The organism is Actinomycetospora callitridis (genome assembly GCF_028737265.1).
Taxonomy (GTDB): domain Bacteria; phylum Actinomycetota; class Actinomycetes; order Mycobacteriales; family Pseudonocardiaceae; genus Actinomycetospora; species Actinomycetospora callitridis.
The window spans coordinates 1127905-1154076 of record NZ_JAQZAK010000001.1 but is presented as its reverse complement, the minus strand read 5'-3'; the positions used below and the strand labels follow the sequence as shown (position 1 = coordinate 1154076).

Sequence of the window (26172 nt, the reverse complement as noted above, 5' to 3'; positions counted from 1 at the left end):
GACATCGCTGTCACGGGGGGTGTCGTCGTCCCTGATGCCCAATTGTGGCGTGGCTTACGCACGGCCCTGGTGCGAACGGGGTTCACGGTGGACCGGGTGGCCGCACTCCTCGGCCCGGCGGCACGCGCCGCGCTCGACCGCGGCGAGACCACGCCGGCCCGTCGGGCGATCCGGGACGCGGGCGACGCGGGCACGCTGATCCGGTTGTTCCTGCTGGGCGACCCCGTGCCGCGGGACGAGGTGGCGGCGGCGCTGGAGCCCGCGGACGTCGACGAGGCCGTGTCCGCCGGGCTGCTCGCCGACCGGGACGGGCAGGTCTCCGCCGCGCTGGACCTGCGCCCGCACGGCGACGCGGCCGTCCCGGACGCGGCGCCGTGGTGGGTGCTCTCGGACCTCGAGGTCGACCCCGCCGGCCGGACCGCCGACCGCGAGCACGTCCTGGGCACCGGCGCGGCGTCGCTGTCGCTGGCGCGGGCGACGGTCCGCCGCCCCGTCGACACGCTCCTGGACGTGGGCACCGGGTGCGGGGTGCAGGTGCTGCACTGCTCCGGGCACGCGCGCCGGATGACGGCCACGGACGTCTCGGCCCGCGCGCTGGACATGGCGCGGGTGACACTCGCGCTCTCCGGGGTCGACGCCGAGCTCCTCGACGGCCCGTGGCTCGAGCCGGTGGCCGGGCGCCGGTTCGACCAGATCGTCAGCAACCCGCCGTTCGTGCCCGGGCCGCCGCAGGTGGACCACGTCTACCGCGACTCCGGGCTCGGCGGCGACGGGGCGAGCGCGCTGCTGGTGGGCCGGCTGCCCGGCTTCCTGACCGAGGGCGGCGTCGCCCAGCTGCTCGCGTCCTGGCTGATCACCTCCGACGACTGGACCGACCGCCCGCGCACCTGGCTCGCGGAGGCCGCCGACGCCGCCGCGCCGGACGGGCTGGACGCGTGGGTGGTGCAGCGCGACGTCGCGGACCCCGGGCTGCACGTCGGCACCTGGCTGCGGGACGCGGGCGTCGACCCGGCCTCGCCCGAGGGCACGGCGCTCTCGGAGCGGTGGCTGGACTTCCTGGCCGGCGAGGGCGTCCACGCGATCGGGTTCGGGTTCGTGACCCTGCGCCGCACCGCACCGGACGTCGCGGGCACGGTCGTCTGCGAGGACCTCCGCCAGTCCCACGACGACCCGCTGGGCCCCGAGATCGAGGGGTGGCTCGACCGGACGGCGTGGCTCGCCCGCCACCCCGGCGACGCGCTGCTCGACACGCGGCCCCGGGTGCCGGACACCGTCGCCCTCGAGCGCGGCCTCGTCCCCACCGACGAGGGCTGGTCGGAGGTGGCGGCGACGCTGGTGCGCCTCGACGGCCCGCAGTGGCGCCACGACGTCGACGAGCTGGGCGCCGCCCTGCTGGCCGGGTGCCGCGGGTACCTGCCGCTGCGCGACCTCCTCGAGCTGCTCGCGCTCGCGCACGGCCGCGACGCCGACGAGCTCGCCGAGGCCACCCTGCCCGTCGTCCGGGACCTCGTCCGGCACGGGATGCTCGAGTGCGGGTGAGGGTGACGTGCGGGCCGTCGTGAGCCGCGTGGCCTGGGCGCGCGTCACCGTCGAGGGCCCCGACGGCGACGAGGTCGTCGGCGAGCTCGACGCCCCCGGGCTGCTCGTGCTGCTCGGCGTCCACCGCGACGACGGTCCCGACGCCCCGGAGACCATGGCGCGCAAGCTCCACGAGCTGCGCCTGCTCAGGGGCGAGCGCAGCGACGGGGAAAGGAGAGGCGACGAGCGCTCCTGCGCCGAGACCGGGGCCGGCCTGCTCGTCGTCAGCCAGTTCACCCTCTACGGCGACACGCGCAAGGGCCGGCGCCCCTCGTGGTCGGCGGCCGCACCCCCGGCGGCGGCGCGCGCGGCGGTCGACGAGGTGGTCGCGGCGCTACGCCGGCGCGGGGCGCCCGTCGAGGTGGGGAAGTTCGGGGCCGACATGCGCGTTGTATCGAGCAACGACGGCCCCTTCACGGTGCTCGTGGAGACGTAGCGCAGGCGCGCTCGGGCCGTCGAGTGGAGATCCGGAAGAAGTTGCCCGCGGGTGGCGCGCGCCATGCGTCGGGCACGCCACACCGGGCACCCCACTGTTGTATCCCAGTACGGGAACGAACGCCGTCCCCGACGCGTTCGACCAGATGTAGCGGCGCCACAGCACCTTCGCGCCGCGCAGGGAGGAAGCAATGACGGCGACACTCGCACCGCAGACCGGCCCCGAGGCGGCCACGCCGACCGGGTCTGCCGAGAGCGACCTCGACGCCCAGGGCCCTGCGGCGGACCTCGTCCGCGTCTACCTCAACGGTATCGGAAAAACCGCGCTGCTGACGGCCGCCGACGAGGTGGACCTGGCACGCCGCATCGAGGCGGGCGTCTACGCGGCGCACCTGCTCGAGCAGTCCGAGGACCTCGACCCCCAGCGCGCCACCGACCTCCGGGCCGTGGCCCGCGACGGCCGTCGGGCCCGCGCGCACCTGCTCGAGGCCAACCTGCGCCTGGTCGTCTCGCTGGCCAAGCGCTACACGGGACGCGGCATGCCGCTGCTGGACCTCATCCAGGAGGGCAACCTCGGCCTGATCCGCGCCGTCGAGAAGTTCGACTACGCCAAGGGCTTCAAGTTCTCGACGTACGCGACGTGGTGGATCCGCCAGGCCATCACCCGCGGCATGGCCGACCAGGCCCGCACCATCCGCCTGCCCGTCCACCTGGTCGAGCAGGTCAACAAGCTCGCCCGCATCAAGCGCGACCTCCACCAGACCCTCGGCCGCGAGGCCACCCACGAGGAGCTGGCCGAGGAGTCGGGCATCGCGGTCGAGAAGGTCTCGGACCTCCTCGACCACAGCCGCGACCCGGTGAGCCTGGACATGCCGGTCGGCTCCGAGGAGGAGGCCCCGCTCGGGGACTTCATCGAGGACGCCGAGGCCACCGACGCCGAGTCGACGGTCATCTCCGGCTTGCTCCACGACGACATGCGCCGCGTCATCGCGACGCTCGACGAGCGGGAGCAGAACGTCATCCGGCTGCGCTACGGCCTGGACGACGGGCAGCCGCGCACGCTCGACCAGATCGGCCGGCAGTTCGGGCTCTCCCGCGAGCGGGTGCGCCAGATCGAGCGCGAGGTCATGGTCAAGCTCCGCGACGGTGACCGCGCCAGCCGGCTCAGGGCCTACGCCGCGAGCTGAGCCGCGAGCTGAGCCGCGAGCTGAGCCGCGCGCTGAGCCGTGCGTTGACGGGCCCGACCGCGCGTTCGGGAACGCACCGTGTCGGGATCGTTCCGGACGGTGCCGCCCGAAGTGCGGATTGACGGTGACTGGCCAGTAACGGCAGTCTGAGGTGCACGGGCCGGGTGTGACCCCACTCACGTGGGGTCCACCGGCTCGGCCAAATCCATGACGGCAGGTCGCAACCCGACCTCGCCTCGCGACGGGAGACCGGGACGGTCGGGGGCCGGCCCGGTCTTCCGACTTTCCGGGGTCCGGCTCCTCCCCCCTGGTCCCTCCGCCCTCAGGGCACCTGTCCGGTCAGCACCACCGGACGCTGCCCCAGCGGGGCGTCGAGGGTGACCTCCAGCGGCGGGTAGAGCACCTCGCGTGTGCACGGTCCGGGCCCGGTCGTGAACTGGACGACCCGCAGGACGACACGGTCCGTGCCCTGCTCGACGACCCCCACCCGCGCGTCCGTGCACCCGCCCGCGCGTCCGTAGACGCCGACGGTGCGGTCCCCGCGGGTCCACACGAGCGTCGGCAGCCCCGCGGGCAGCGCTCCCGCGTCGACCCGCTCGACGGGCAGCACCGTCGTGCCCGCGGGCGGTGTCGCCACCAGCGGGTCCGGGACCGCCGGGACCGGTCGGTTCGCCGGCGGCGCCCCGGTGGGGATCGTGGCCGCGGTCGGGGGTGCCGGCGTCTCCCCCGCCTCGCCGCAGCCCGCGGCGAGCAGGACGACGGCGGCGAGCAGCCCGAGGCGCAGGGCCGTCGGGATCGCGGGTGCGTGGCGCATGGTGCGTCCGACGGTAGGGCGCCGCCGTCCGCGGTGTGCTGCGCACCCGTGAGCACTTTCGGGTGCTCTGGCCCCTGAGCGCGTCAGCGCAGACGGCGCGGCCCGGCGTCGCTGGGACCCGGCGGCGGGCCGAGCACCACGGTGACGCCGGTGGCGTGCGCCCCGCGCTCGGCGGCGAGCACCGGGTCGAGCACGAGCGAGCGGATCTCGGGGACGGCGTCGGCGAGCACGCCGATCCGCAGCACGAGGTCCTCGAGCGCGGGCAGGTCCGCCCGCCGGGCGCCGCGGTAGCCGTCGAGCAACGGGGCGGCCCGGGGCGCGCGGACCAGCGTGGCCGCGTCCATCGTCGACAGCGGCGTGGCGCGGTAGGCGCGGTCGCCGAGCAGCTCCCCCACCACCCCGGCGAGCCCGAACGACACGAGCGAGCCGAACGACGGGTCGTCGCGGACCTCCACCACGCACGGGATCCCGGGCGGGGCCTGCACCTGGACGTACACCTCGTCGGAGCCCGAGAGCTCGACGAGCTGCTCGTAGGCGCTCGCGATCGCGGTGGACTCGGTGAGCCCCACGTGCACCCCGCGCAGGTCGCTGCGGTGCCGCCACCCGCGGTCGGCGGTCTTGAGCACCACCGCGCCGCCCAGCTCCCGCGCCACGGCCACCGCGTCCTCGGCCGACCGCACCCGGCGGAACGGCGCCACGACCACCCCGACGCAGCGCAGCAGCGCGTCGGCCTGCTCGTCGGTGAGCAGCGTGCGCGGGCCGGGCTCGATCGCCGCGACGAGCGTGCGCGCCGCCTCGACGTCGACGCCGGACGGGACGACGAAATCGCCGACCGGCCGCGAGCGCCACTGCGTGTAGCGCACGGCGCGCGACAGCGCGAGCACCGCACGCTCGGGGCTCGGGTAGGACGGGATGCTGCCGCGCTGCGGACCGCCGTGCTCGCCGTCGTAGACGGTGAGCACCTCGGGCACGCCCTCCGAGGCGAGGAATGTCGAGACCACCGGCTTCTCCGCGCCGCGCACGGCGTCGGCGAGGGCCCGGGCGTGGTCGGTGGCGTCGGTGGTGATGGCGGGGACGTAGACGACGACGAGGGCGTCGCACTGGTCGTCGGCGAGGAGGTCGGCCACCGCCGCACGCAGCTCCTCGGCGCCGCTGGAGGTCCCCAGGTCGACGGGGTCCCGGGCGAGGAACAGGCCCTGGGCGAGCACCACGTCCGCGGCCAGCACGCCCAGCGCCGTGGAGTTGCCGACGATCCCGATCCGCGGGCCCGGCGGCAGCGGCTGGTGGGCGAGCAGCTGGGCGGCGTCGAAGAGCTCGTCGACCGAGTCGACCCGGATCACCCCGGACTGGTCGAACACCGCGCCCACGGCGACCTCGTCGATGGGCTGCGCGCTGCCCGCGAGACCCGGCGCCGCGGCGACGTGGCGCCCGCTCTTCACCGCGATCACGGGCTTCTGCCGGGCGAGCCGGCGGGCGACCCGGGCGAACTTGCGCGGGTTGCCGAAGGTCTCCAGGTAGAGCAGCACGACGTCGGTGTCGGGATCGGTGTCCCAGTACTGCATGAGGTCGTTGCCCGACAGGTCGGCGCGGTTGCCGGCCGAGACGAACGACGACAGTCCCAGGCGACGCTCGGCCGCGGCGGCGAGGATCTGGATGCCGAGCGCGCCGGACTGGCAGAAGAAGCCCACCCGGCCCGGCGGGGGCAGCCGCGGCGCGAGCGAGGCGTTGAGCGACACCTCGGCGGCGAGGTTGACGACGCCGAGCGCGCTCGGCCCCACCACCCGCATGCCGTTCGCGCGGGCGGCGGTGACCAGCTCGCGCTGCGCGGCGAGGCCGGTCGGACCGGTCTCGCCGAAGCCCGAGGTGATGACGACGAGCCCCCGCACCCCCTTCTCGAGGCACGCGTCGAAGACGCCCGGGACCTCGTCCGGCGGGACCGCCAGGACGGCGAGGTCCACGTCGTCGGGGATCTCGGTGACGCTCGGGTACGCGCGCACCCCGCGCACCGACCGCGCCTCGGGGTGCACCGGGTAGACGGGGCCGGTGAACCCGCTGCGCAGGAGGTTCGCGAGCACGACGTGGCCGATCTTCGTCTCGTCGGGCGAGGCGCCCACGACGGCCACCGACCGCGGCGAGAGCACGTTGGCGACGCTGCGGGCCTCGGCGCGCTGCTCCCGCGACAGCTGCACCTCGCGGGCCCGCGAGGTGGACGCGACGTCGAACTCCAGGTGCAGCGTCGACCCCTCGAGCGCGCGGCTGACCTCGAACCCGGCGTCGCGGAAGACGCGGACCATCTGGTGGTTCTCGGTGAGCACCTCGGCGACGAAGCGCGTGAGGCCGCACTCGCGGGCGGCCGCGGCGAGGTGCTCGAGCAGGATCGACCCGAGACCCCGGCCCTGGTGGTCGTCGCGCACGACGAACGCGACCTCGGCCGCCGTGGTCTGCGCGAGCCGCACGTAGCGCCCGATCGCGATGATCTCGCGGCCGAGCCAGAGCACGAGGGCCACGCGGTCGTGGTGGTCGACCTCGACGAAGTTCTTGAGGTCGCGCTCGGGGATGTGCGGGTAGGGGCTGAAGTACCGGAAGTAGCGGGTGCGGTCCGACAGCCGGGCGTGGAACGCGACCACGTCCTCGGCATCGTCGGCCGAGATCGGGCGCAGGTGTGCGGTCGCGCCGTCGGAGGCCACGACGTCGGCCTCCCAGTGGGCGGGGTAGGGCGCGTCGGGCACCGCCCGGACCTCAGCGGTCGTGGCGTCGGGGTCGGCGATCTCGGTCATCCTCGCCCTCGTCGGGGTGTCAGTCGCGGGTGTCCGCCGGGTCCAGGCCGTGCAGGGGGAACACCGCGCGGCGGGTCTCGAGCAGGAACGGGTCGACCTCGACCTCGGTGAAGCCGCCCCAGCGCTCGAAGTCGGTGGGGGCGTCCTCGGTCATCGACGTCGGCAGGGGTCGCCGGGTCTTCTCGGTGGCGTACGACGTCCAGTCCGCGGGGATCGGGCGGTTCGGCTCGACGTCGCGGTCGAGGACGGTGGCCAGCAGGTGGGTCCAGGACCGGGGCACGGCGCGGAAGAGCCCGTAGCCGCCCCCGCCGAGCGCGAGCCACTTGCCGTCCGAGTACTCGGCCGCCAGCTCCCGCAGCCTGCTGTAGATCGCGCGGTGGCCGTCGACGGTGAGCGACAGCTCGGCCAGCGGGTCCTCGTGGTGGGTGTCCACCCCGCACTGGGTGACGAGGATCTGCGGCCGGAAGGAGCCCAGCAACGACGGGACGACGGCGCTGAACGCCCGCAGCCAGCCCTGGTCGCGGGTGCCGGGTGGCAGCGCGAGGTTGACCGCCGTCCCCGACGCCCGGCCGCTGCCGAGCTCGGAGGCGAAGCCGGTCCCGGGCCACAGCGTCCGCGGGTGCTGGTGCATCGAGATCGTCAGCACGCGGTCGTCGTCGTAGAACGCGGCCTGGACGCCGTCGCCGTGGTGGACGTCGGTGTCGAGGTAGGCGATCCGGTCGTAGCCGTGGTCGAGCAGCCAGGAGATCGCCACCGCGCAGTCGTTGTAGACGCAGAAGCCCCACGCGTGGTCGGCCATGGCGTGGTGCAGCCCGCCGGCGATGTTGATCGCGCGGTCGGCGCGGCCCTCGGCGATCTCCCGGGCCGCGGCGATCGACGCCCCGGTGGCCAGGGCACTCGCCTCGTGCATGCCCTCGAAGATCGGGTTGTCGGACGTCCCGAGCTGGTGGGCCATGTCGTCGCCGCGCTCCGGGGCGAGCCGCACGGCCTCGAGGTAGCTGGCCACGTGGACGCGGCGCAGCTCCTCGTCGGGCGCCATCGTCGGGGTCAGCAGGTCGACGCCGTCGAGCACACCCAGCGAGCGCGCGAGGCGCATCGTGAGGTCGAGGCGGACCGGGTGCAGCGGGTGCGACTCGGAGAGCTTGTAGCCCAGCAGGCTCTCGTCCCAGACCACGGCCACGCGGGCCGGGTCCACCGTCGGGGCTCCGGAGCTGCTCACGTGGCGACGGTACCGGGGCCGGTCTCCACCGGCCGTCCCGTGCCGCACCAGTGTGACCAGCTCCCGACGTAGAGCCCGGCGGGATCCGCGGGCGTCCGCAGGCCGGCGTGCTCCAGCCCGAGCACGAGCATCGCCGCGCTCACCCCGGAGCCGCAGTAGGCGCCGACCGCCCCCGCCTCCTCCACCAGCGGGCGCAGCACCGACGCCGCGTCGTCGGCGGCGCGCCAGTGGCCGTCGTCGCCGATGAGGGTGGCGGCCGGCAGGTTCTCGGCCCCGGGCACGTGGCCGGCGACCGGGTCGATCGGCTCGGTCTCGCCCCGGAAGCGCTCGGCGGCGCGCCCGTCGAGCAGGACGGCGTCGCGCGCCGCGGCGACGTCGGCCGCGCCGGACGCGGTGAGCACCGGCATCGCACCGGCGTCGACGCGCAGGGTGCCGGGGCGGCGCACGCCCCCGCCGACCGTCGAGACCTCGCCGCCCGCGGCCACCCACGCCGGCCAGCCGCCGTCGAGCACCGCGACCCGGTCGGGCCGGATGCCCGCCCAGCGCAGCACCCACCAGGCCCGGGACGACGCCATCCCGTCGCCGCCGTCGTAGACGACGATCTCGGAGTCGTCCACGGCGCCGGCGCGCTGCAGGGTCTCCTCGAGCACGTCCGGGTCGGGCAGCGGGTGGCGGCCCGCGGGGCCCGGCGGACCCGCGAGCTCGGTGTCGAGGTCGACGTAGACGGCGCCGGGGATGTGGCCTGCCTCGTGCTCGACGAGGCCCGGCGGGTCCTCACGGGCGGCGGCCTTGCGCTCCTTGGCGTTGCGGGGCGGCGGCCGCAGCGTCCACCGCACGTCGAGCACCACCGGGCGTCCCTCGGGGCGCGCGAGGGCGTCCCGGAGCCAGTCGACGGGCACGACAGGGGTGGGCAGGGGACCCGACTCGGTGTCCATGCGTCGATCGTGCCCTGTGGCACCACCTCGCCGCCGTATCGGTGTCGGACGGCGTCGGTACTATTGGTGAGCGGAAAGGGGTGTGCATGAACGACCTCATCGACACCACCGAGATGTACCTCCGGACGATCTACGAGCTCGAGGAGGAAGGGGTCGTCCCCCTCCGGGCCCGCATCGCCGAGCGTCTGGAGCAGAGCGGTCCCACCGTCAGCCAGACCGTCGCCCGCATGGAGCGCGACGGCCTGGTCCACGTCGCGGGCGATCGTCATCTCGAGCTCACCCCCAACGGGCGCGCCAAGGCGGTGGCCGTCATGCGGAAGCACCGCCTCGCCGAGCTGCTGCTCGTCAACGTCATCGGGCTCGAGTGGGAGCACGTGCACGTCGAGGCGTGCCGCTGGGAGCACGTCATGAGCGACGCCGTCGAGCGCAAGCTCTTCACGCTGCTCGGCGAGCCCTCGGTGTCGCCGTACGGCAACCCGATCCCCGGTCTCGAGACGCTCCGGAACAGCGACGGCGAGGAGCCCGCGGCCCCGACGCGCACCCCCACGCCCGACGAGGCGGGTCTCGTGCGGCTCGACGAGTTCGCGCGCGGCGGCGGCGGCAAGGTCGAGGTGCGCCGCATCGCCGAGCACATCCAGCTCAACGAGCAGCTCATGGCCGACCTCAAGAGCGCCGGCGTGCTGCCGGGCAGCGACGTCGACGTCGTGGCCATCCCCCGCTTCGGCGACGCCGTGGGCGTCGGCCACAAGGGCTCGAGCGCGCAGGTCGACCCGCTGGTGGCCCACGCCGTGCTGGTGCGCGCCCAGTAGCTCCTCCCCCCGCCGGGCCCACGTCGGTAGGCCCGGCACACTGGCCGCCATGACGCTGGTGGTCACGGGGGGCGCCGGGTACGTGGGCAGCGTGTGCGCCCGGTACCTGCTGGATGCGGGCAACGACGTGGTGGTCGTCGACGATCTGTCGACCGGGCACCGGGACGCGGTGCCCGACGGCGCGCGCCTGGTGGTGGGCGACGTCGCGGAGGTCGCCGACGAGGTGCTCGGCGCGGGTGACGTCGACGGCGTCGTGCACTGCGCGGCGCGCTCGCTGGTGGGCGAGTCGGCCGAGAGGCCCGCGAAGTACTGGCACGGCAACGTCGTGACCACCGTCGCGCTGCTCGACGCCCTGCGGCGCCACGACGTGCCGCGGCTGGTGTTCTCCTCGAGCGCGGCCACCTACGGCGAGCCCGAGAGCTCCCCGATCACCGAGGACGCGCCGACGCGCCCGACCAACACCTACGGCGCGACGAAGCTCGCCGTCGACCTCGCGATCGGCAACTACACCGCGGCCTCGGGCGGCGCGCTCGGCGCCGTGAGCCTGCGCTACTTCAACGTCGCCGGGGCACACGGCACCGACGGCAGCGGCGACACGGGCGGCACCGCCGCGCTGGGCGAGCGGCACACCGTCGAGACCCACCTCATCCCCCTCGTCCTCCAGGTCGCCCTCGGGCAGCGCGACGAGATCGCGATCTACGGCGACGACTGGCCCACCGCCGACGGCACCTGCGTGCGCGACTACATCCACGTCGACGACCTCGCCGAGGCCCACGTGCTCGCGCTGGACCTGCTGGCCCGCGGCGACGCCGGGTCGGTCCGCGAGGCGGACGGCCACCTCGTGTGCAACCTGGGCAACGGGCAGGGCTTCTCGGTGCTCGAGGTGATCGAGGCCTGCCGCCGGGTGACCGGCCACGCCATCCCGGCGCGTGTGGCGCCGCGGCGCGCCGGCGACCCGGGCGTGCTCGTCGCGTCGTCGGCCCGGGCGCGCGCCGAGCTCGGCTGGAAGCCCACCCACACCGACCTCGACGGCATCGTCGCCGACGCCTGGGCCTTCGCCCGCGCGCGGGCCTGAGGCCACCTCACCTCGTCCGGACTCCCAGCCGCGCGCCCGACTCGGCGCTGGCCTCGCGGATGATCGTGCGCACCGCGTCCGGCCCGGCGCCCGACGCGAGCAGGGCCTCGACGAGCCCGGTGAGCCGGTGCCCCGGGTCGGCGCGGCGCGCCCGCTCGAGCGCCACCCCCACGAGCGCCGAGCCGCCGCGCACGAGCAGCCCACAGGCCAGCAGGATCGCGGGCTCGGCGACCTCGGGCGCCGGGACGGCCCGCACCAGCAGCGTCCAGAGCTGCTCGGCCGCCGCCGCGACCGTCTCGTCCGGGTCGAGCGCCCAGCCCATCACGGTGTCCCGGACGTCCGGGTCGGTGAGGGCCACCGCGACGCGCGCCATCTCCGCGTCGCCGAGCACCCGACCGGCGGCCACCTCGCCGCGCGCGGCGACGACCGCGTCGAGGTCCCGGCGCGCGGCCGCCGGCCCGCCCAGCTCCCGGTCGAGCGCGGCGGCCTCGAACTCCGCGGCGAGCAGCTCGGGCATCCGGTGGTGCGACCCCGCCGGAGCCAGCGACGCCTCGAGCTCGTCGCGCGACGCGTAGGTGACCTGGCCGAGCCAGGCCGCCGCGGCCGCGAGCGGGGAGTCCTCGGTGGGGGCGACGGCGCCCCGGCAGTCGCACGGCGGGTAGCACCGCCACGGCGCCCCGGTGGCGATCGCGGGCACCCACAGCCGCGAGGGCACGGCGACGCCGCGCCGGGTGAAGGCCTCGCGGACGGCGTCGGCGACGTCGACCCGGGGTGGCTCGCCGTCGTCCGGGCCGGAGGCGACGACGATCACCGCGACCTCGACGGGGCCGGTGGGCACCACCCGGGCCGCGCACCCCTCGACGACGGCCTCGACGTCGTCGGGGGCGGGCAGGTCGGCCCGGGCGACGACGCCGAGCCGTCGGCGCCGGCCGCGCCCGTGCACGGCGACGATCACCACGGACTCGACGGGGCGGAAGCCGAGCAGGTGCGGGACGGCGGCGATGAGCTCGCCGGGTTCGTGCAGGCGGAGTCGGAGGGGGGCGGTGGTGGGTGCGGTGGGCGATGCGGTGGGCGGGGCGTCGGACGACGGGCGGCCGGGGCGGTGGTCGGTGCTCACACGGGTTCCGACGCAGCGGCGGCCCCACCGGATCCATCGGGTTTCCGGGGCCTGTGGACAACCGCTGTTCCCCGGAGCGTCACGCGATCCGCTTGCCGGGGCCCCCGGCGGCGGCGAGGGTGGGGCCGTGCACCCCGTGGATCCCCCGACGGACGTCTCGCCCGATCTCGCCGCGGGCCCCGACACGTCCCACGACTACGACCTGCTGGTCATCGGCTCGGGTCCCGGCGGGCAGAAGGCGGCGATCGCGGCCGCCAAGCTCGGCAAGCGCGTCGCCGTCGTCGAACGTCGCGGCATGATCGGCGGCGTCTGCACCCAGACCGGCACGATCCCCTCGAAGACCCTGCGCGAGGCCGTCCTCTACCTCACCGGCTACGCGATGCGCGGGCTCTACGGCGAGAGCTACCGGGTCAAGCAGGACATCACCGTCCAGGATCTGCTCGCGCGCACCAACTTCGTCATCGGCCGCGAGGAGGAGGTGATCCGCGCGCAGCTGCAGCGCAACCGGGTCGACCTGCTCAGCGGCGCCGCCCGGTTCGTCGACGAGCACACCGTCGAGGTCGTCGGCGAGCCGCGGGGCGAGCGCAGCGACGGGAAGAGATCTCGCGGCGAGCACCGGACGGTCACCGCGGCGAAGATCGTCGTCGCCACCGGCACCCGCCCCGCACGGCCGCCGCAGGTCGAGTTCGACGACCGCCGCGTCGTCGACTCCGACGGCATCCTCGCGATGGAGCAGATCCCGGCCAGCATGGTCGTCGTCGGCGCCGGGGTGATCGGCATCGAGTACGCCTCGATGTTCGCCGCGCTCGGGACCCGCGTGACCGTCGTCGAGCGCCGGCCCCAGATGCTCGACTTCTGCGACGCCGAGGTCATCGAGTCGCTGAAGTTCCACCTCCGCGACCTCGCGGTGACCTTCCGGTTCGGCGAGGAGGTCTCCGGCGTCTCGGTGTCCGAGCGAGGCACCGTGACGACGCTCGCGAGCGGCAAGAAGATCCCGGCCGAGACGGTGATGTACTCGGCGGGCCGCCAGGGCGTCACCGACGAGCTCTCGGTGGAGCGCGCCGGGCTCGAGGTGGACGACCGCGGCCGGCTCAAGGTCGACGAGCACTTCCGCACCGCGGTGCCGCACATCTACGCCGTCGGCGACGTCATCGGCTTCCCCGCGCTCGCCGCGACGTCGATGGAGCAGGGCCGGCAGGCGGCGTACCACGCGTTCGGCGAGCCCGTGCAGTCGATGACCTCGGTCTCGCCGTTCGGGATCTACACGATCCCGGAGGTCAGCTACTGCGGCGCCACCGAGGCCGAGCTCACCGAGCAGGCCGTCCCCTACGAGGTGGGCATCTCGCGCTACCGCGAGCTCGCGCGCGGCCAGATCGTCGGCGACGACTACGGCATGCTCAAGCTGCTGGTCTCCCCCGACACCCACGCGCTGCTCGGCGTGCACGTGTTCGGGACCTCGGCCACCGAGCTCATCCACATCGGCCAGGCGATCATGGGCTGTGGCGGCACCGTCGACTACCTCGTCGACGCGGTGCTGAACTTCCCGACGCTCTCGGAGGCCTACAAGGTCGCCGCCCTCGACGCCACGAACAAGATCCGTGCCCTCGAACAGTTCGCGTGAGCCCGGCTTCGCGCGCGACGCCTTCGTCCTCCCGCGCACCCCCGGCGGTGGCGACGCGGTCTACCTCGCCGGCAACTCCCTGGGCGCCCAGCCGCGTGCCGCGCGGGACGCGGTGCTCGCGGCGGTGGACGAGCAGTGGGCGAGGGTCGGGGTCGCGGGCTGGGAGGACAGCGGCTGGTGGGCGACGCCGCAGCGCCTGGGCGACCGGGTGGGCGCGCTCGTCGGCGCCGCGCCCGGGCAGACCGTGGTCGGCGACTCGACGTCGGTGCAGCTGTTCGGGGCGCTGATCGCCGCGTCCCGGCTCCGGCCGGGGCGCTCGGTGCTGCTCTCCGACGCCGGCCACTTCCCCACCGACCGCTACCTCGCGACGTCGGTGGCGCGCCTGACGGGGCTGACGCTCGTCACCGCGGCACCGGATGCGCTGGCCCCGGACGCCGACACCGCGGTGGTGGCCGTGCCCGCCGTCGACTTCCGGACCGGCGAGCGGTGGGACCTCGCCCCCATCGTCGACCGTGCCCACGCGGCCGGCGCGGTGGTGGTGGCCGACCTGTCGCACGCGGTCGGCGTCCTGCCCGTCGACCTCGACGGGCTCGGCGTCGACCTGGCCGTCGGCTGCACCTACAAGTACCTCAACGGCGGCCCGGGCGCGCCCGCCTTCGTCTACGTCGCCGCCCGGCACCACGACGTCCTCGACCCGCCGCTGACCGGCTGGACCGGCCACGCCGAGCCGTTCGCGATGACCGAGGCGTGGACCCCGGCGCCCGGCGTCGGGCGCCTCCGCGTGGGCACGCCGCCGATGCTCTCGATGCTCGCCCTCGACGGCGCGCTGTCGATCTTCGACGGCGTCGCGCTCGCCGACGTCCACGCGGCGTCCCTGGCGCTCGGCGACGCGTTCCTCGAGGCGCTGCCGGCCGGGGTCGACGTCCTGACCCCGCGGGAGCACGGACGTCGGGGCGGGCACGTCGCCGTGCGCGTCCCCGACGCCGAGGGCCTGTGCGCGGCGCTGGCCCGGCGCGGGGTCGTCGTGGACGCCCGCCCGCCGGACCTGCTGCGCTTCGGCTTCGCCGCGCCCTACGTCACGCTCGACGACGCCCGCATCGCGGCTCGGGAGCTCGCGGCGCTGTTGGTCTGAACGGACGCCCGGACACATGTCAGCGGCGTGGCGCCGCAGACGTTGAGTGTCCGTAGCGCCACGCCGCTGACAGGAAGGTTGGTCCGATCAGCTCCCGGTGGGGAACCGCAGGATCGCGCCGACGCCGTCCTGCAGCGACGTGCCGCCGCCGAGGACCTGCACCTGGCCGCCGAGGGCACCGACGGCGCGCAGCAGGACCTGCTCCGCGGGCCGGGCGACGGGCTCGGTGTCGGAGATCTCGGCGAGGTTCGCCGGGTCGGTGGAGATGGCCTCCGGCGACGACCCCGCGTAGAGCTCGCCCGGCACCTCCTGCCCGTCGACCAGCAGGAGCGTGTCGACCGCGCCGGTCCGCGCGGCCTCGAGCACCGGCTCGAGGCCCTCGACCGCGTTGGCGTGGCCCTTGCCCTCCTCGAAGCGCTGGCGCACGGCCGACTCGCGCTCGGTGGCGATCTCGCCGGTGACGGTCAGCAGGGCGTCCTCGAGCGCGTCCTCGGAGGCGCCGGCGGCGCGGCTACCGGCCTCGATCTCGCGGGTGATGTCGGCGAGGTCCCCGGTGAGCTCCTGGCGCACCGCCGAGCGGCCCTGGATCTCGCCGGCGATGACGATGACCTCGGGCCGGAACTGCGAGGCGGCGCTGCGCAGGCCCTTCACGACCGCGTCCGCGTTCTCGTAGGACGCCATCTCGTGGCGGTTCTGGCGCGTCCGGTTGCCGACGCCGCCGCCGCGGGCCTTGTGGACGGTCTCGATCGCCTGACCCTTGACGGTCTCCTCGGAGAGCTCGCGAGCGCCCTCGCTGTTGTCGGCGATCACCTGGTAGATGTCGCCGCCGGTCTGGTCGACCACGGCGAGCAGCACGCGCACCGAGCCGGTCTGGCTGCGGTAGTACCGCCCGAGCTCGGGCAGCGGTGACCACACGGCGATGTCGCCCGCGGCGTCGACGGCCTCGACCTCGTCGTCGAAGAGGATGCCGTCGGCCGAGGCCACGAGGACCCGGCCGACCTCGGTGATCGAGCCGGCGCGCTCGCCACCGAGCTCCTCGTCCAGCGCGGCGACGGTCTTGTCGTCGGCGCCGGCCTGCTGGAGCTGCCTCGACAGGTCGCGCCAGCGCAGCTCGACCTGCTTGGCCGAGTTCTCGCCGGCCTGCACGGCCTCCAGGTAGACCGTCGCGAACGGCCCCGGCCGCTCGAAGATGTCTCGAGTACGCGACAGGTCCATCCGGTGTTCCTCCTGCTCCACCCGTCCCGGGGTGGGACGGGAACGTCGACTTCCTTATCGTTCGACCTACCCTCTCGCCCCCTCCCGCATGCGTGATGAGGGGGTGAGCGGTGCGCTCCCGGCGACCGGCGGGAGCCGGCACACGGGCACGCACCCACGAGAGCGAGCGCACATGCAGCACGACGCGGTCCTGGCCGAGACGATCGGCATCCGGGGCCACGGTAACGACGAGATCGAGGCCTACACGGCGCGGCCGATGGACGGCAGGCCCCGCGGCGGCGTGATCGTCATCCACCACATGCCCGGCTACGACGCCGCGACCAAGGAGATCACGCGCCGGTTCGCGACCATGGGCCACCACGCGATCTGCCCGAACCTCTACACGCGCGAGGCCCCGGGCGCCGCGCCCGACGACGCCGCCGCCACCGCGCGCGCCCAGGGCGGGGTGCCCGACGAGCGCTTCGTCGGCGACGCCGCCGGCGCCGCGCGCTGGCTGCGCTCCCTGCCGACGAGCAACGGGAGGGTCGGCGCGATCGGGTTCTGCTCCGGTGGACGCCAGGCCGTCCTCGCGGGCATCGAGGTCGACCTCCAGGCCGCGATCGACTGCTACGGCGCCTTCGTCGTCGGTGCGCCGCCCGAGGGGTTCCCGTTGCGGGTCAGCCCGTTCGGCCACCGCATCCCCGAGCTGCGCGCGCCGCTGCTCGGCCTGTTCGGCAACGAGGACGCGCACCCCTCCCCCGACCAGGTCGACGAGCTCGAGAAGCTGCTCCGGGAGGCGGGCAAGACCTACGAGTTCCACCGGTACGACGACGCCGGGCACGCGTTCTTCTCCGTCGACCGGCCCAGCTACCGGCAGGCTGCCGCCGTCGACGGCTGGGAGCGCATCCGCGACTTCCTCGCACGGCACCTGGGGGCGTGAACCGCATGTGCACCTACAGCACCGAGAAGCGCGCGCTGACGAAGTCCAGCGGCAAGGGCCCCGACGGCTGGTTCCCGCTCGAGACCGCCACCGTCTACTACGACCACCCCGTCCACGCGCCCGACGAGCACACGGTGAACATCGACTTCCTCAACCCCGGCCGGGGCCCGGGCGCTCGCGTCGCGGTGGAGCTGAGCCTGGACTCGGCGAAAGAGCTGCTCGCTGCCCTCGCGGTCACGGTGGAGCGCGCCGCCGACCACTAGGACCCCTCCCGCTCCTCCTCGAGCGCCTTGCGTTGACGACAGTCGCGATATATCGTAAGCGTGTCGCGATCGAACAATGAAGGAGGAGCGACATGACGACCCACGAGACGCCCGGCGAGCGCCGGGACGAGGGAGAACGCGGGCACGGCCCGCACGGACACCACAGCCACGGCCCCCACGGCCGCGAGCGGCGTCGCCACGGCGGGTTCGCCCGCGCGGCGATGTTCGGTGGAGACGCGGGCGATCCCCGCGAGCGGTTCCGCCGCGGGAAGCGGGGCGGCCCCTTCGGGCGGCCGGGCTTCGGCGGCCCCGGGGGCTTCGGAGGCCCCGGTGGCGGACCGGGTGGTGGCTTCGGCGGTCCGGGCGGCTTCGGCGGCCCGCGCGGCGGCGGCCGAGGACGACGGGCGCGCGGTGACGTGCGCACGGCGGTCCTCGCGCTGCTCGCCGAGGAGTCGATGCACGGCTACCAGATCATCCAGGAGATCGCCGAGCGCTCCGGTGGGGCCTGGCGCCCCAGCCCGGGCTCGGTGTACCCGACGGTGTCGCAGCTGGCCGACGAGGGCCTGGTGCGCACCGAGAAGGCCGAGGGCCGGTCGGTGATCCACCTGACCGACGCCGGCCGCACCTACGTCGACGAGCACCGCGAGGAGCTCGACGCCGTGTGGAACACCGCCGCGGCCGAGGACGGCTTCGGCGCGCTGCGCGAGTCGGTCGGCCTCGTCATGGGCGCCGTCTCCCAGGTCGCCCAGGTCGGGCGTGAGGAGCAGGTGACCGAGGCGGTCCGCCTGCTCGACGACACCCGTCGCCGGCTCTACCTGCTCCTGGCCGGGGAACCCGCGGGCGAGCCGGCCACCCCGGGCGGCGACACCGACCCGAGCGGGAGCGAGACGGGCACGGCCGGGTGACCGTCACGTGGCGGCAACACGGGGGTGATCTCGCGTCACACCGCGCCCCTATGCTTCCGGTCCCGCTGACGACGAGACCGAGGAGGTCGGAGGACCGGCCGTGTTGCTCCGCCGCCCGCCGTCCGGACCCCCCTCGCCCGGCCCCGTCCTGCGGGACGTGCCGGGCGAGCGATGGGCCCTGCAGTACCGGACCGTGCACGGGTACCGCCGTGCGTTCCGGATGGCCGGCTCCGGTCCGGTGCTGCTGCTCATCCACGGGATCGGCGACGACTCGTCGACGTGGGGTCCCCTGCTCGACGACCTCGCCCGCGACCACACCGTCCTCGCCCCCGACCTGCTCGGGCACGGCGGCTCGGACAAGCCGCGCGGCGACTACTCGGTCGCGGCGTACGCGAACGGGATGCGCGACCTGCTCGGCGTCCTCGACGTCGACCGCGCCACCCTCGTCGGGCATTCGCTCGGCGGCGGCGTGGCCATGCAGTTCGCCTACCAGTACCCCGAACGCACCGAACGGATCGTGCTCATCGGCGCCGGCGGGGTCTCCCAGTCCGTGAGCCCGGCCCTGCGCGCGGCCTCGCTGCCCGGCGCGCAGCTCGTGCTCGGGATGCTGGGGCTGCCCGGCATGCGCACGCAGACCGAGGCGGTGATGTGGGCGCTCACCCGCCTCGACCACCCGCTGGGCCGGGACGCCGAGGACCTCGTCCGGCTCGTCGACGCCCTCCCCGACGCCACCAGCCGCAGCGCGTTCCTGCGCACCCTGCGGGCCGTCGTCGACTGGCGGGGTCAGGTGGTCACCATGCTCGACCGCTGCTACCTCACCGCGGGGATGCCGACGCTCCTGCTGTGGGGGTCCGACGACATGATCGTCCCGGTCGAGCACGCGCAGCTCGCGCACGACGCCATGCCCGGCAGCGAGCTGCAGGTGTTCGAGGGCGCCGGGCACTTCCCGTTCCACACCCACCCGGGCGAGGTCCTGCGCGCGCTGCGCACCTTCCTCGCCGGCACCGCCCCCGCGCACTGGAGCGCTGCCGAGTGGCGCGAGCTCCTGCGTCACGGGCGGGACGACTAGTCGTCGTGCCACCTGCCGTGAGCGGCCGCCCTCCGGTGGTCGCGCTCACGGGGTCGTTCGTGGAGATGCTTCGGTTTCCGAAGCTTCCGCTGCGAGTCGGCCGCCTCCCCGTCCTCCGTGGGCGAACACCAGATCACCCACGAGCGTCGGGGTCCGGCGATGGGTGAGGATGGTCGCGTGAGCTCCCCCGCGACCACCGCCAGCCCGGACGGGACCCCCGACGACCCCTACCTGTGGCTCGAGGAGGTCACCGGCGACGAGGCGCTGACCTGGGTGAAGGAGCGCAACGCCGAGTCGCTGGACGTCCTCACCGGGGGCGGGCGCTTCACCGAGCTCCGCGACGGGCTGCGCGCGGTGCTCGACGCCGACGACCGCATCCCCTACGTGCGACGCCGGGGCGCGCTGCTCTACAACTTCTGGCAGGACGTCGAGCACTCCCGCGGGCTCTGGCGGCGCACCACGCTCGAGAGCTACCGCACCGGCGACCCCGACTGGGAGCTGCTGCTCGACCTCGACGCCCTCGCGGCGCAGGAGGACGAGAACTGGGTCTGGGCGGGCGCCGCCGTCCGCTTCCCCGACTACGACCGCGCCCTCGTCCAGCTCTCCCGCGGGGGCGCCGACGCGACGGTGGTGCGCGAGTTCGACCTCGCCTCGAAGAGCTGGGTCACCGACGGGTTCACGCTGCCCGAGGCGAAGAGCCGCGTGGGGTGGATCGACGCCGACACCGTCTTCGTCGGCACCGACCTCGGGCCCGGCTCGCAGACGACGTCGGGCTATCCGCGGGTGATGCGCCGCTGGCGTCGCGGTCAGCCCGTCGCCGAGGCCGAGGTCGTGTTCACCGCCGACGAGACCGACGTGTCGGCCTTCGCCTCGCACGACCACACCCCGGGCTTCGAGCGCGACTTCGTCGGGCGCAGCCCCGACTTCCACACGACCGAGGAGTACCTCCTGCGCCCGGACGGGACGCAGGTGCTCCTCGACGTGCCGCCGGACTCCGACACCGACGTCGAGCGCAGCTGGCTGCTGGTGCGCACGCGCTCGCCCTGGACTCTGGAGGGCGTCGAGCACGCCGCCGGCTCGCTGCTCTGCTTCGACTTCGAGGGCTACCTGGCCGGCGACCGGTCGGCGCGGGTGCTCTTCGCCCCCACCCCCAGCCGCTCGCTGGGCTACCACGCCTGGACGAAGAACCACCTCGTGCTCGCCGTCCTCACCGACGTCGTCACCCGTCTCGAGGTGCTCACCCCCGACCAGGACTGGGCGCGCCGCGAGCTGCCCGCCGGGCCCGATCTCGGCTCGGTCGACCTCATCGGCGTCGACCCCGACCAGAGCGACGAGTACTTCCTCGACACCGACGGCTACACGCAGCCCTCGACGTTCTTGCGCGGCGAGCTGGGGCGCGACACCGACCCGGAGCCCGAGGTCCTGCGCACGGCGCCCGCGCGCTTCGACGCGAGCGGTCTCGAGGTCCGGCAGTTCTTCGCGACCTCGGACGACGGCACCCAGGTGCCGTACTTCGTGGTCGGCCGGGTCGCGGACACCCCGGGCCCCGCGCTCATGACCGGCTACGGCGGCTTCGAGATCGCCCTGACCCCGGGCTACAGCGGGATCATCGGACGGGGCTGGCTCGCGCGGGGCGGCACCTACGTCGTCGCGAACATCCGCGGCGGCGGTGAGTACGGGCCGACGTGGCACACCTCGGCGCTCGGCGAGCACCGCCACCGCGCGTACGAGGACTTCGCGGCCGTCGCCCGCGACCTCGTCGAGCGCGGGATCACGACGGCGTCGCAGCTGGCCATCCACGGCGGCAGCAACGGCGGCCTGCTCATGGGCGTGATGCTGACGCGCTACCCGGAGCTGTTCGGGGCGATCGTGGTGATGGTGCCGCTGTTCGACATGCGCCGGTTCCACCTGCTGCTGGCCGGGGCGTCGTGGATGGCCGAGTACGGCGACCCCGACAAGCCCGAGGAATGGGCGTGGATCGCGCAGTACTCGCCGTACCAGAACCTGCGCGCCGACGAGGCCTACCCGCCGGTGCTCGTCACGACCTCGACCCGCGACGACCGCGTCCACCCCGCCCACGCCCGCAAGGCCGTGGCCCGGATGCGCGAGCAGGGCCACGACGTCGAGTACTACGAGAACATCGAGGGCGGCCACGGCGGCGCGGCCGACAACGCCCAGCGCGCCTTCCAGTGGGCGCTCGTCTTCGAGTTCTGCTGGCGGCAGGTGGGCTGAGGGCAGCCGATCACCAGAGGTCGCGCGTGTACCAGTGGGCGGCGTAGGGGTTGGCGTTGTAGGGCTCGGTCTCGACGAAGCCCTCGCGGGCGTAGAGCGCGCGGGCCTCGAGGAGGTCGTCGGCGGTGTCGAGCACCAGCCGACGCAGTCCGGCCTCCCGGGCGAGCTCGGTGAGGTGGTGCAGCAGGCGCGTGGCCAGGCCCTGGCCGCGCACCTCGGGGTCGACCCACATGCGCTTGATCTCGCCCGCGCCCGGCGGGACGTCGACCCCCTCGAAGCGCAGGCCCGCACAGGCGACGACCCGCTCGCCCTGCTTCGCGACGACGAGGACCCCGGCCGGTGGGGCGAGGGCCAGGGGGTCGTCGGCGAGGAACTGCTGCGACCACGTCGGCTCGGGCGCCTTCTCCGGCCAGCGGCGGGCGAGCTCACCGGCGTAGGCCCGCAGGGCGGTCAGCCCGTCGGGCGAGTCGGGGCGCACGGCGGTCAGGACGATCTCCACGTCCCCATCCTGCCGAGCGCCCCGACGTCGGTGATCAGTAGCCCGGCGCGACCTCGCCGTTCCAGTCGACCAGCTGCACGATCACGCGGTTGGGGTCGCGCACCTGGAACGCGCGCTCGCCCCAGGGCTCGGGCGTCAGCGGCATGGTGATCGCCACGCCCTCGGACTCGAGCCGGGCCAGCTCGCCCTCGAGGTCGTCGACGACGAACGCGAGGATCAGCCCGGCGGCGTGCTCGTCGCGCTGGTCGACGGGCAGGGACTCCAGCCCGGTGCGCAGGAAGACGACGGACATGCCGGCGTCCTCACGGGCCAGCGACACGAAGCCGTCGGCGGCCATGGCCTGCTCGAAACCGAAGTGCTCGACGAGGAAGGCCCCCGAGACCTCGGGATCGGCGACGTTGAGGGAGACGGCGGACGCACTGATCTTCATGGACCCTCTTTCTCCGTACGCTGTACACCGTACGTTGTACACGAAAAAGTGAGAGGGTGTCGCCGATGAGCGCCGACCCCGCCCGCACGCTCGCGCTGCTGTGGCGCACCGCTCCCCCGGCCACCCGCGGTCCCCGGCGCGGTCTGGACCTCGACGCGGTCGTGCGCGCCGCCACGACGCTCGCCGACGCCGGCGGCGCGGACGGGCTGGCGCGCCTGACGATCCGCGCGCTGGCCACCGATCTCGGCGTCGCGCCGATGACCATCTACACCTACGTCCCCGGGCGCGACGAGCTCGCCGACCTCGTCCTCGACGCCGCCTACGCCGCCATGCCGCGCCGCGACACCGCCGGTCGACCCTGGCGCGAGCGCCTCACGGCGGTGGCCGAGGAGAACCGCGCGCTCTACCGCGCGCACCCGTGGGCGGCGCGCGTCGACCCCCGGCGTCCCGTGCTCGGCCCCGGCGAGACCGCGAAGTACGAGCACGAGCTGGCGGCCTTCGACGATCTGGAGGACCTCGACGACGTCGACCGCGACGCCGCGCTGACCTTCCTGCTCGACGTCACCCGCGCCGCGGCGCTCCCAACCACCGGGACCGACGACGGATCCTCCGACGACGCCGCCTGGTGGGCCGCGCGGGCCCCGGTGCTCGCCGAGGTGCTCGACCCCGAGCGCTTTCCGCGCGCCACCCGGGTCGGCGCCGCCGCCGGCGCCGCGCAGGGTTCGGCCCGGGATCCCGACCGCGCGTGGCGCTTCGGGCTGGAGCGGGCGCTCGACGGGCTGGCCGCGATGATCGGGTGAGGGGGATCAGGGAGTGAGCACGTGCCGGTCGCGGCCGGCGCCGATGCCCATGAGGATGGTCGGCACCACGAGCACCGCCATCACCACGAGCGGGACCGTCCACCCGTCGGTGAGGTCGTGGAGCGCGCCCAGACCGAAGGGGCCGACGGCCGCGAGCGTGTAGCCGATGCCCTGGGCCATGGCCGAGAGCTCGGCGGTGTGCGCGGTGTCCGGCGAGCGTAGGGTGATCAGCAGGAGTCCGAGGGCGATGTTCGAACCCTGCGCGACGCCGAGCAGCACCATCCAGAGCGCGGGCAGCGTGCCGGGCGCGAGGATCAGCCCCGCGTAGCCGGCGATGTAGAACAGGCAGGTGACGGTGACGAGTGCGCTCTGGCTGGGGCGGCGCATCGCCAGCGAGGGCATCGTCGCCGAGAACACGAGCCCGACGATCCCGGCCAGCGAGAGCAGCAGGCCGGCCTCGGCGGGACTGCGGCCGGCGTCGACGTAGATCGTCGGGATCCACGCCGACGTCGCGTAGAACTGCAGCGACTGCAGGCCCATGAACAGCGTGACCTGCCAGGCCAGCGGGTCGCGCATCAGCCCGCGACGCATCGCCGCGGCCTCCCCCACCGGGCTCGACGGCACCGTGCGACGGCGTGCGCGGGGGACCCAGACCGCCAGCGTCACCAGCGCGAGCAGGCCCCACAGCCCGAGCGTGTACCGCCAGTCGAGGCCCGTGACGCGCTGCAGGGGCACGGTGACGGCGGCGGCGAGCGCCCCGCCACCGGTGAGCACCATCGAGTAGGCACCGGTCATCGCGCCGGTGCGGTGCGGGAAGTCGCGCTTGACCAGCGTCGGCAACGACACGTTGCCCACCGCGATGGCGGTCCCGACCAGCACGCTCCCGACGAGGATGACCGCCAGCGCGTCCACCAGGCGCAGCGCGATGCCCGCGGTGAGCACGAGCAGCGCCGCCACCATCAGGCGCTCGAGTCCCCAGCGACGTGCGAGGCGCGGCGCGATCGGCGCGAGCAGACCGAAGCAGAGGACCGGGAGGCTGGTCAGCAGCCCGGCGACGCCGCTCGAGACGCCGAGGTCGTCGCGCGCCTGGTCGACCAGCGGCGCGACCCCGACGACGGGGGGACGGAGGTTGGCCGCGAGCAGGAGGACGGCGAACGCGGCGAAGGCGCCGCCGCGCCGCGCCGTCGTCGCGGTGGCGACGGGCGTGCTCACGACCAGAGCCGGGCGACCTCGTCGGCCCACGCCTGGCCCTGTGCCCGTCCCGCCCGCGCCGAGGCCGGCATGGTCGACGGATCGAGGACGTTGGTGCCGAACGCCGCGAGGGAGGTCTCGTCGGCGAGGATCGCGAGCGCCCGGGTGTCCGGGTGGCTCTCCTGCCGCTGCTCGATCTCCTGGGTCACCGAGCGGAACGGCCCGCCCGCCGGCGGGTCGAGCGGGGCGACGACGAGCACGCGGTCGGCCGCCCCCTGGATCTCGAAGCCGTCGTCGTCGGCACGGGCCACGTGCACGACCGACGCGACACCCCCGTCGATGTAGCGCCGCTTCGCCGCCGTCATCGGCGGCCAGATGCCGGGCACGGCGCAGCTCGCCGCCACGGTGTCGACCAGCTCGACGCGGGCGTCGCGGGTGAACACCGCCAGCTCCCCGGTCTCCGCGTCGACCGCGGAGATCCGCAGGTCCGTCCGGGGCCATTCCTTCACCGGCAGGCGGGCCTCGATGATCGCGCGCCGCTCGGACTCGGGCGGGGTGTCCGCCGCGAGCGCCCAGGCGCCGAGGCGCGCCCGCATCACCCCCGCGTCGCGGGCGCCGTCCATCGCGGCGGCGAGCTGGGCCCCGAGCGCCTCCATGTCCAGCGTCGCGGGCGGGCCGGAGCTGTCGGACGCCGCACCGGCGAGGTGCTCCTCGTGCACGGCGGCGAGGTCCACGCCCGTGGTCAGCAGGGTCCCGACGACGGAGCCGGCCGAGGTGCCGACGACGCGGTCGGCCAGCGACAGGTCGACGCCGCCCTCGGCGAGGCCGACGAGGACGCCCACCTCCCAGGCGATGCCGGCGAGTCCCCCTCCCCCGAGGACGAGGGCGCGGATGGGGCCGGGGTGAGCGTCTTCGGTCACGGCGACACCTTCCACCGCATGGCGCCGACGCGCACGGGCGGGTTCCGGAGATCACGCCGGCGGCAGGCGAACCTCGAGGTCGTAGAGCCGGGTCGTCTGCTCGGCGTTCTGGTTGTCGTCGCTGACCAGAAGCACCCGCAGGGCCCCGTCCGGCGTGCGCCCGAGCACCGTCATCCCCTCGATGTTGTCGAGCAGCGGGTTCGCCTGCACCTGCTGTGACGTGGCCCCGAGGTCCGGGCAGGCGCCGAGGTCGGCGAGCGGCGTCCGGACGAGGGTGTCACCGCGCGGGTCGGCCAGGACGAGGTGCACGGTGTTGCCGACGCCCCGGGTGAAGGCCCGTTCGACGACGAGCAGCCGGCCGTCGCCGGTGGCCGCGAGCTCCGCGACGTCGAGGCCGGGGTCGGGCCGGTAGGAGTACGTGGGGCCGGGCGCACCGCTCGTCCAGGTCGGGAACCGGCGCACGCCCGGGTCGTCCCCGGCGAGCGGGCCCTCCATCGCGGCGACGACCCGCTCGGGGGCGAGGACGGCGACGCCCTCGAGGGCGTCGTTGCGCGCGGCCCGGGCGGCGAGGTCCGGGGGCACGTCGAGGCGGCCGACCAGCCGGCCGTCGGTGTCGAACCGGAGGACCGCCGGCGGGGCCTCCGACGCGACGAGACGCGTGCCGTCGGCGTCGACGGCGAGGGCCTCGGCGTCGAGGGCCTCGCCCGCCCCGTCCGCCAGTGGCGTCGCGGCGCGCGGCTCCCGGGACCGCGGGTCGAGTGTGAACAGCACCGAGCGGTCGCCCAGGGCGAGCAGCGACCCGTCCCGGTCGACCGCCAGCCCCGACAGCCCGAGGAGCGGGTAGGTCCGCCGTGCGCCGTACGTGGCGCCGTCGAGGGCGTCGGAGAAACCGGTGATGGCGACGGCGGGCGAGCAGGGTTGCGGGGCGACCTGGACGGCGGGCGCCCCGCTGCACCCCGTCGCGGTGGCCAGAGCGACGAGCAGCGCCGCCACCACCTTGAGCATGCGATCCACGTTCCCGCACCCGAGT

The 26172-nt window shown here is 74.9% G+C and carries 24 protein-coding genes; 13 read left to right on the top strand and 11 right to left on the bottom strand.

All coding sequences use genetic code 11. The features are described from left to right. The first annotated feature begins 42 nt into the window (after window positions 1-42). The 3 genes from PH191_RS05555 to PH191_RS05545 all read left to right on the top strand — a co-directional run bounded on the left by PH191_RS05555 (window position 43) and on the right by PH191_RS05545 (window position 3200). Entirely contained in the window at window positions 43-1539 is a 1497-nt protein-coding gene (locus tag PH191_RS05555; protein ID WP_420791753.1) for a DUF7782 domain-containing protein, read from the top strand. 7 nt (window positions 1540-1546) lie between these two features. After that, window positions 1547-2014: a D-aminoacyl-tRNA deacylase gene (dtd, locus tag PH191_RS05550; RefSeq protein ID WP_274193586.1), complete on the top strand. Its 468-nt coding sequence runs from the start codon at window positions 1547-1549 to the stop codon at window positions 2012-2014. A gap of 190 nt (window positions 2015-2204) precedes the next feature. Continuing rightward, window positions 2205-3200, top strand: a complete 996-nt coding sequence (locus PH191_RS05545) for a sigma-70 family RNA polymerase sigma factor (protein WP_274193585.1) — start codon at window positions 2205-2207, stop codon at window positions 3198-3200. 322 nt (window positions 3201-3522) lie between these two features. Here the strand turns inward: PH191_RS05545 and PH191_RS05540 are convergent, their stop codons facing one another. The 4 genes from PH191_RS05540 to PH191_RS05525 form a co-directional block, all read right to left on the bottom strand. Then, the gene (locus PH191_RS05540) at window positions 3523-4014 is read right to left on the bottom strand and encodes a hypothetical protein (RefSeq protein WP_274193584.1); all 492 of its coding nucleotides are present in this window, start codon (window positions 4012-4014) and stop codon (window positions 3523-3525) included. Between the two features lie 83 nt (window positions 4015-4097). Beyond that, a complete protein-coding gene (locus PH191_RS05535; protein WP_274193583.1) occupies window positions 4098-6791 on the bottom strand; it encodes a bifunctional acetate--CoA ligase family protein/GNAT family N-acetyltransferase in 2694 nt (897 codons plus the stop codon). A gap of 19 nt (window positions 6792-6810) precedes the next feature. After that, window positions 6811-8010, bottom strand: coding sequence for an acetoin utilization protein AcuC (locus tag PH191_RS05530; protein ID WP_274193582.1), 1200 nt, complete (start codon window positions 8008-8010; stop codon window positions 6811-6813). Continuing rightward, entirely contained in the window at window positions 8007-8945 is a 939-nt protein-coding gene (locus PH191_RS05525) for a sulfurtransferase (RefSeq protein WP_274193581.1), read from the bottom strand. The genes PH191_RS05530 and PH191_RS05525 overlap by 4 nt, the downstream gene beginning before the upstream one ends. Before the next feature lie 86 nt (window positions 8946-9031). Here PH191_RS05525 and PH191_RS05520 point away from each other — a divergent pair, with 86 nt between their 5' ends. Together PH191_RS05520 and galE are read left to right on the top strand one after the other, a co-directional pair. Beyond that, a complete protein-coding gene (locus tag PH191_RS05520) occupies window positions 9032-9754 on the top strand; it encodes an iron-dependent transcriptional repressor DtxR (RefSeq protein WP_274193580.1) in 723 nt (240 codons plus the stop codon). Window positions 9755-9803: 49 nt separating this feature from the next. Next, window positions 9804-10829 carry a UDP-glucose 4-epimerase GalE gene (gene galE / locus PH191_RS05515; RefSeq protein ID WP_274193579.1) on the top strand — a complete coding sequence of 342 codons (1026 nt, stop codon included), beginning with the start codon at window positions 9804-9806 and terminating at the stop codon, window positions 10827-10829. 7 nt (window positions 10830-10836) lie between these two features. Here galE and PH191_RS05510 read toward each other — a convergent pair whose 3' ends face one another. Further along, window positions 10837-11946, bottom strand: coding sequence for a DUF4192 domain-containing protein (locus PH191_RS05510; RefSeq protein WP_274193578.1), 1110 nt, complete (start codon window positions 11944-11946; stop codon window positions 10837-10839). A 136-nt stretch (window positions 11947-12082) separates the two neighbouring features. Between PH191_RS05510 and sthA the strand changes: the two genes are divergently transcribed. Beyond that, complete coding sequence (sthA, locus tag PH191_RS05505) at window positions 12083-13567, top strand: Si-specific NAD(P)(+) transhydrogenase (RefSeq protein ID WP_274193577.1); 1485 nt, start codon at window positions 12083-12085, stop codon at window positions 13565-13567. Further along, entirely contained in the window at window positions 13545-14699 is a 1155-nt protein-coding gene (locus PH191_RS05500) for an aminotransferase class V-fold PLP-dependent enzyme (RefSeq protein ID WP_274193576.1), read from the top strand. The genes sthA and PH191_RS05500 overlap by 23 nt, the downstream gene beginning before the upstream one ends. An 87-nt stretch (window positions 14700-14786) precedes the next feature. On the opposite strand, the gene PH191_RS05495 is transcribed toward PH191_RS05500, so the two are convergent. Continuing rightward, on the bottom strand, window positions 14787-15914 hold the full coding sequence (locus PH191_RS05495; RefSeq protein WP_274193575.1) for a baeRF2 domain-containing protein: 1128 nt from the start codon (window positions 15912-15914) through the stop codon (window positions 14787-14789). Between the two features lie 172 nt (window positions 15915-16086). Between PH191_RS05495 and PH191_RS05490 the strand changes: the two genes are divergently transcribed. The 5 genes from PH191_RS05490 (at window position 16087) to PH191_RS05470 (ending at window position 21302) form a co-directional block, all read left to right on the top strand. Further along, a complete protein-coding gene (locus PH191_RS05490; RefSeq protein WP_274193574.1) occupies window positions 16087-16833 on the top strand; it encodes a dienelactone hydrolase family protein in 747 nt (248 codons plus the stop codon). Window positions 16834-16838: 5 nt separating this feature from the next. After that, window positions 16839-17096 (top strand): DUF6295 family protein, encoded by a 258-nt coding sequence (locus tag PH191_RS05485; protein WP_274193573.1) that lies wholly within the window; start codon window positions 16839-16841, stop codon window positions 17094-17096. Between the two features lie 92 nt (window positions 17097-17188). Next, the gene (locus tag PH191_RS05480; protein ID WP_274193572.1) at window positions 17189-18001 is read left to right on the top strand and encodes a PadR family transcriptional regulator; all 813 of its coding nucleotides are present in this window, start codon (window positions 17189-17191) and stop codon (window positions 17999-18001) included. A gap of 220 nt (window positions 18002-18221) precedes the next feature. Further along, window positions 18222-19070 carry an alpha/beta fold hydrolase gene (locus PH191_RS05475; RefSeq protein ID WP_274193701.1) on the top strand — a complete coding sequence of 283 codons (849 nt, stop codon included), beginning with the start codon at window positions 18222-18224 and terminating at the stop codon, window positions 19068-19070. 159 nt (window positions 19071-19229) lie between these two features. Further along, entirely contained in the window at window positions 19230-21302 is a 2073-nt protein-coding gene (locus tag PH191_RS05470; protein WP_420791752.1) for a prolyl oligopeptidase family serine peptidase, read from the top strand. 10 nt (window positions 21303-21312) lie between these two features. On the opposite strand, the gene PH191_RS05465 is transcribed toward PH191_RS05470, so the two are convergent. Together PH191_RS05465 and PH191_RS05460 are read right to left on the bottom strand one after the other, a co-directional pair. Then, window positions 21313-21801, bottom strand: coding sequence for a GNAT family N-acetyltransferase (locus PH191_RS05465; protein WP_274193570.1), 489 nt, complete (start codon window positions 21799-21801; stop codon window positions 21313-21315). Window positions 21802-21835: 34 nt separating this feature from the next. Then, window positions 21836-22231: a VOC family protein gene (locus PH191_RS05460; RefSeq protein ID WP_274193569.1), complete on the bottom strand. Its 396-nt coding sequence runs from the start codon at window positions 22229-22231 to the stop codon at window positions 21836-21838. 65 nt (window positions 22232-22296) lie between these two features. On the opposite strand from PH191_RS05460, the gene PH191_RS05455 reads away from it, so the two are divergent. Next, window positions 22297-23031 carry a TetR/AcrR family transcriptional regulator gene (locus tag PH191_RS05455; RefSeq protein ID WP_274193568.1) on the top strand — a complete coding sequence of 245 codons (735 nt, stop codon included), beginning with the start codon at window positions 22297-22299 and terminating at the stop codon, window positions 23029-23031. Window positions 23032-23037: 6 nt separating this feature from the next. On the opposite strand, the gene PH191_RS05450 is transcribed toward PH191_RS05455, so the two are convergent. From PH191_RS05450 to PH191_RS05440, 3 genes are read right to left on the bottom strand one after another with little or no spacing between them, the layout of a single operon-like run. Further along, window positions 23038-24243, bottom strand: a complete 1206-nt coding sequence (locus tag PH191_RS05450) for a CynX/NimT family MFS transporter (RefSeq protein WP_274193567.1) — start codon at window positions 24241-24243, stop codon at window positions 23038-23040. Beyond that, window positions 24240-25142: a patatin-like phospholipase family protein gene (locus tag PH191_RS05445; RefSeq protein WP_274193566.1), complete on the bottom strand. Its 903-nt coding sequence runs from the start codon at window positions 25140-25142 to the stop codon at window positions 24240-24242. Before PH191_RS05445 ends, PH191_RS05450 begins: the two co-directional genes overlap by 4 nt. A gap of 51 nt (window positions 25143-25193) precedes the next feature. Then, on the bottom strand, window positions 25194-26147 hold the full coding sequence (locus tag PH191_RS05440) for an esterase-like activity of phytase family protein (RefSeq protein ID WP_274193565.1): 954 nt from the start codon (window positions 26145-26147) through the stop codon (window positions 25194-25196). Window positions 26148-26172 lie beyond the last annotated feature (25 nt).

Coding starts and splice junctions, on each gene's coding strand:
- PH191_RS05525 (WP_274193581.1), bottom strand. CDS start 8,945: ATGGACACCGAGTCGGGTCCCCTGCCCACCCCTGTCGTGCCCGTCGAC.
- PH191_RS05485 (WP_274193573.1), top strand. CDS start 16,839: ATGTGCACCTACAGCACCGAGAAGCGCGCGCTGACGAAGTCCAGCGGC.
- PH191_RS05545 (WP_274193585.1), top strand. CDS start 2,205: ATGACGGCGACACTCGCACCGCAGACCGGCCCCGAGGCGGCCACGCCG.
- galE (WP_274193579.1), top strand. CDS start 9,804: ATGACGCTGGTGGTCACGGGGGGCGCCGGGTACGTGGGCAGCGTGTGC.
- PH191_RS05470 (WP_420791752.1), top strand. CDS start 19,230: ATGGGTGAGGATGGTCGCGTGAGCTCCCCCGCGACCACCGCCAGCCCG.
- PH191_RS05490 (WP_274193574.1), top strand. CDS start 16,087: ATGCAGCACGACGCGGTCCTGGCCGAGACGATCGGCATCCGGGGCCAC.
- PH191_RS05455 (WP_274193568.1), top strand. CDS start 22,297: ATGAGCGCCGACCCCGCCCGCACGCTCGCGCTGCTGTGGCGCACCGCT.
- PH191_RS05440 (WP_274193565.1), bottom strand. CDS start 26,147: ATGCTCAAGGTGGTGGCGGCGCTGCTCGTCGCTCTGGCCACCGCGACG.
- PH191_RS05520 (WP_274193580.1), top strand. CDS start 9,032: ATGAACGACCTCATCGACACCACCGAGATGTACCTCCGGACGATCTAC.
- PH191_RS05475 (WP_274193701.1), top strand. CDS start 18,222: ATGGCCGGCTCCGGTCCGGTGCTGCTGCTCATCCACGGGATCGGCGAC.
- PH191_RS05460 (WP_274193569.1), bottom strand. CDS start 22,231: ATGAAGATCAGTGCGTCCGCCGTCTCCCTCAACGTCGCCGATCCCGAG.
- PH191_RS05540 (WP_274193584.1), bottom strand. CDS start 4,014: ATGCGCCACGCACCCGCGATCCCGACGGCCCTGCGCCTCGGGCTGCTC.
- PH191_RS05480 (WP_274193572.1), top strand. CDS start 17,189: ATGACGACCCACGAGACGCCCGGCGAGCGCCGGGACGAGGGAGAACGC.
- PH191_RS05535 (WP_274193583.1), bottom strand. CDS start 6,791: ATGACCGAGATCGCCGACCCCGACGCCACGACCGCTGAGGTCCGGGCG.
- PH191_RS05495 (WP_274193575.1), bottom strand. CDS start 15,914: ATGGACCTGTCGCGTACTCGAGACATCTTCGAGCGGCCGGGGCCGTTC.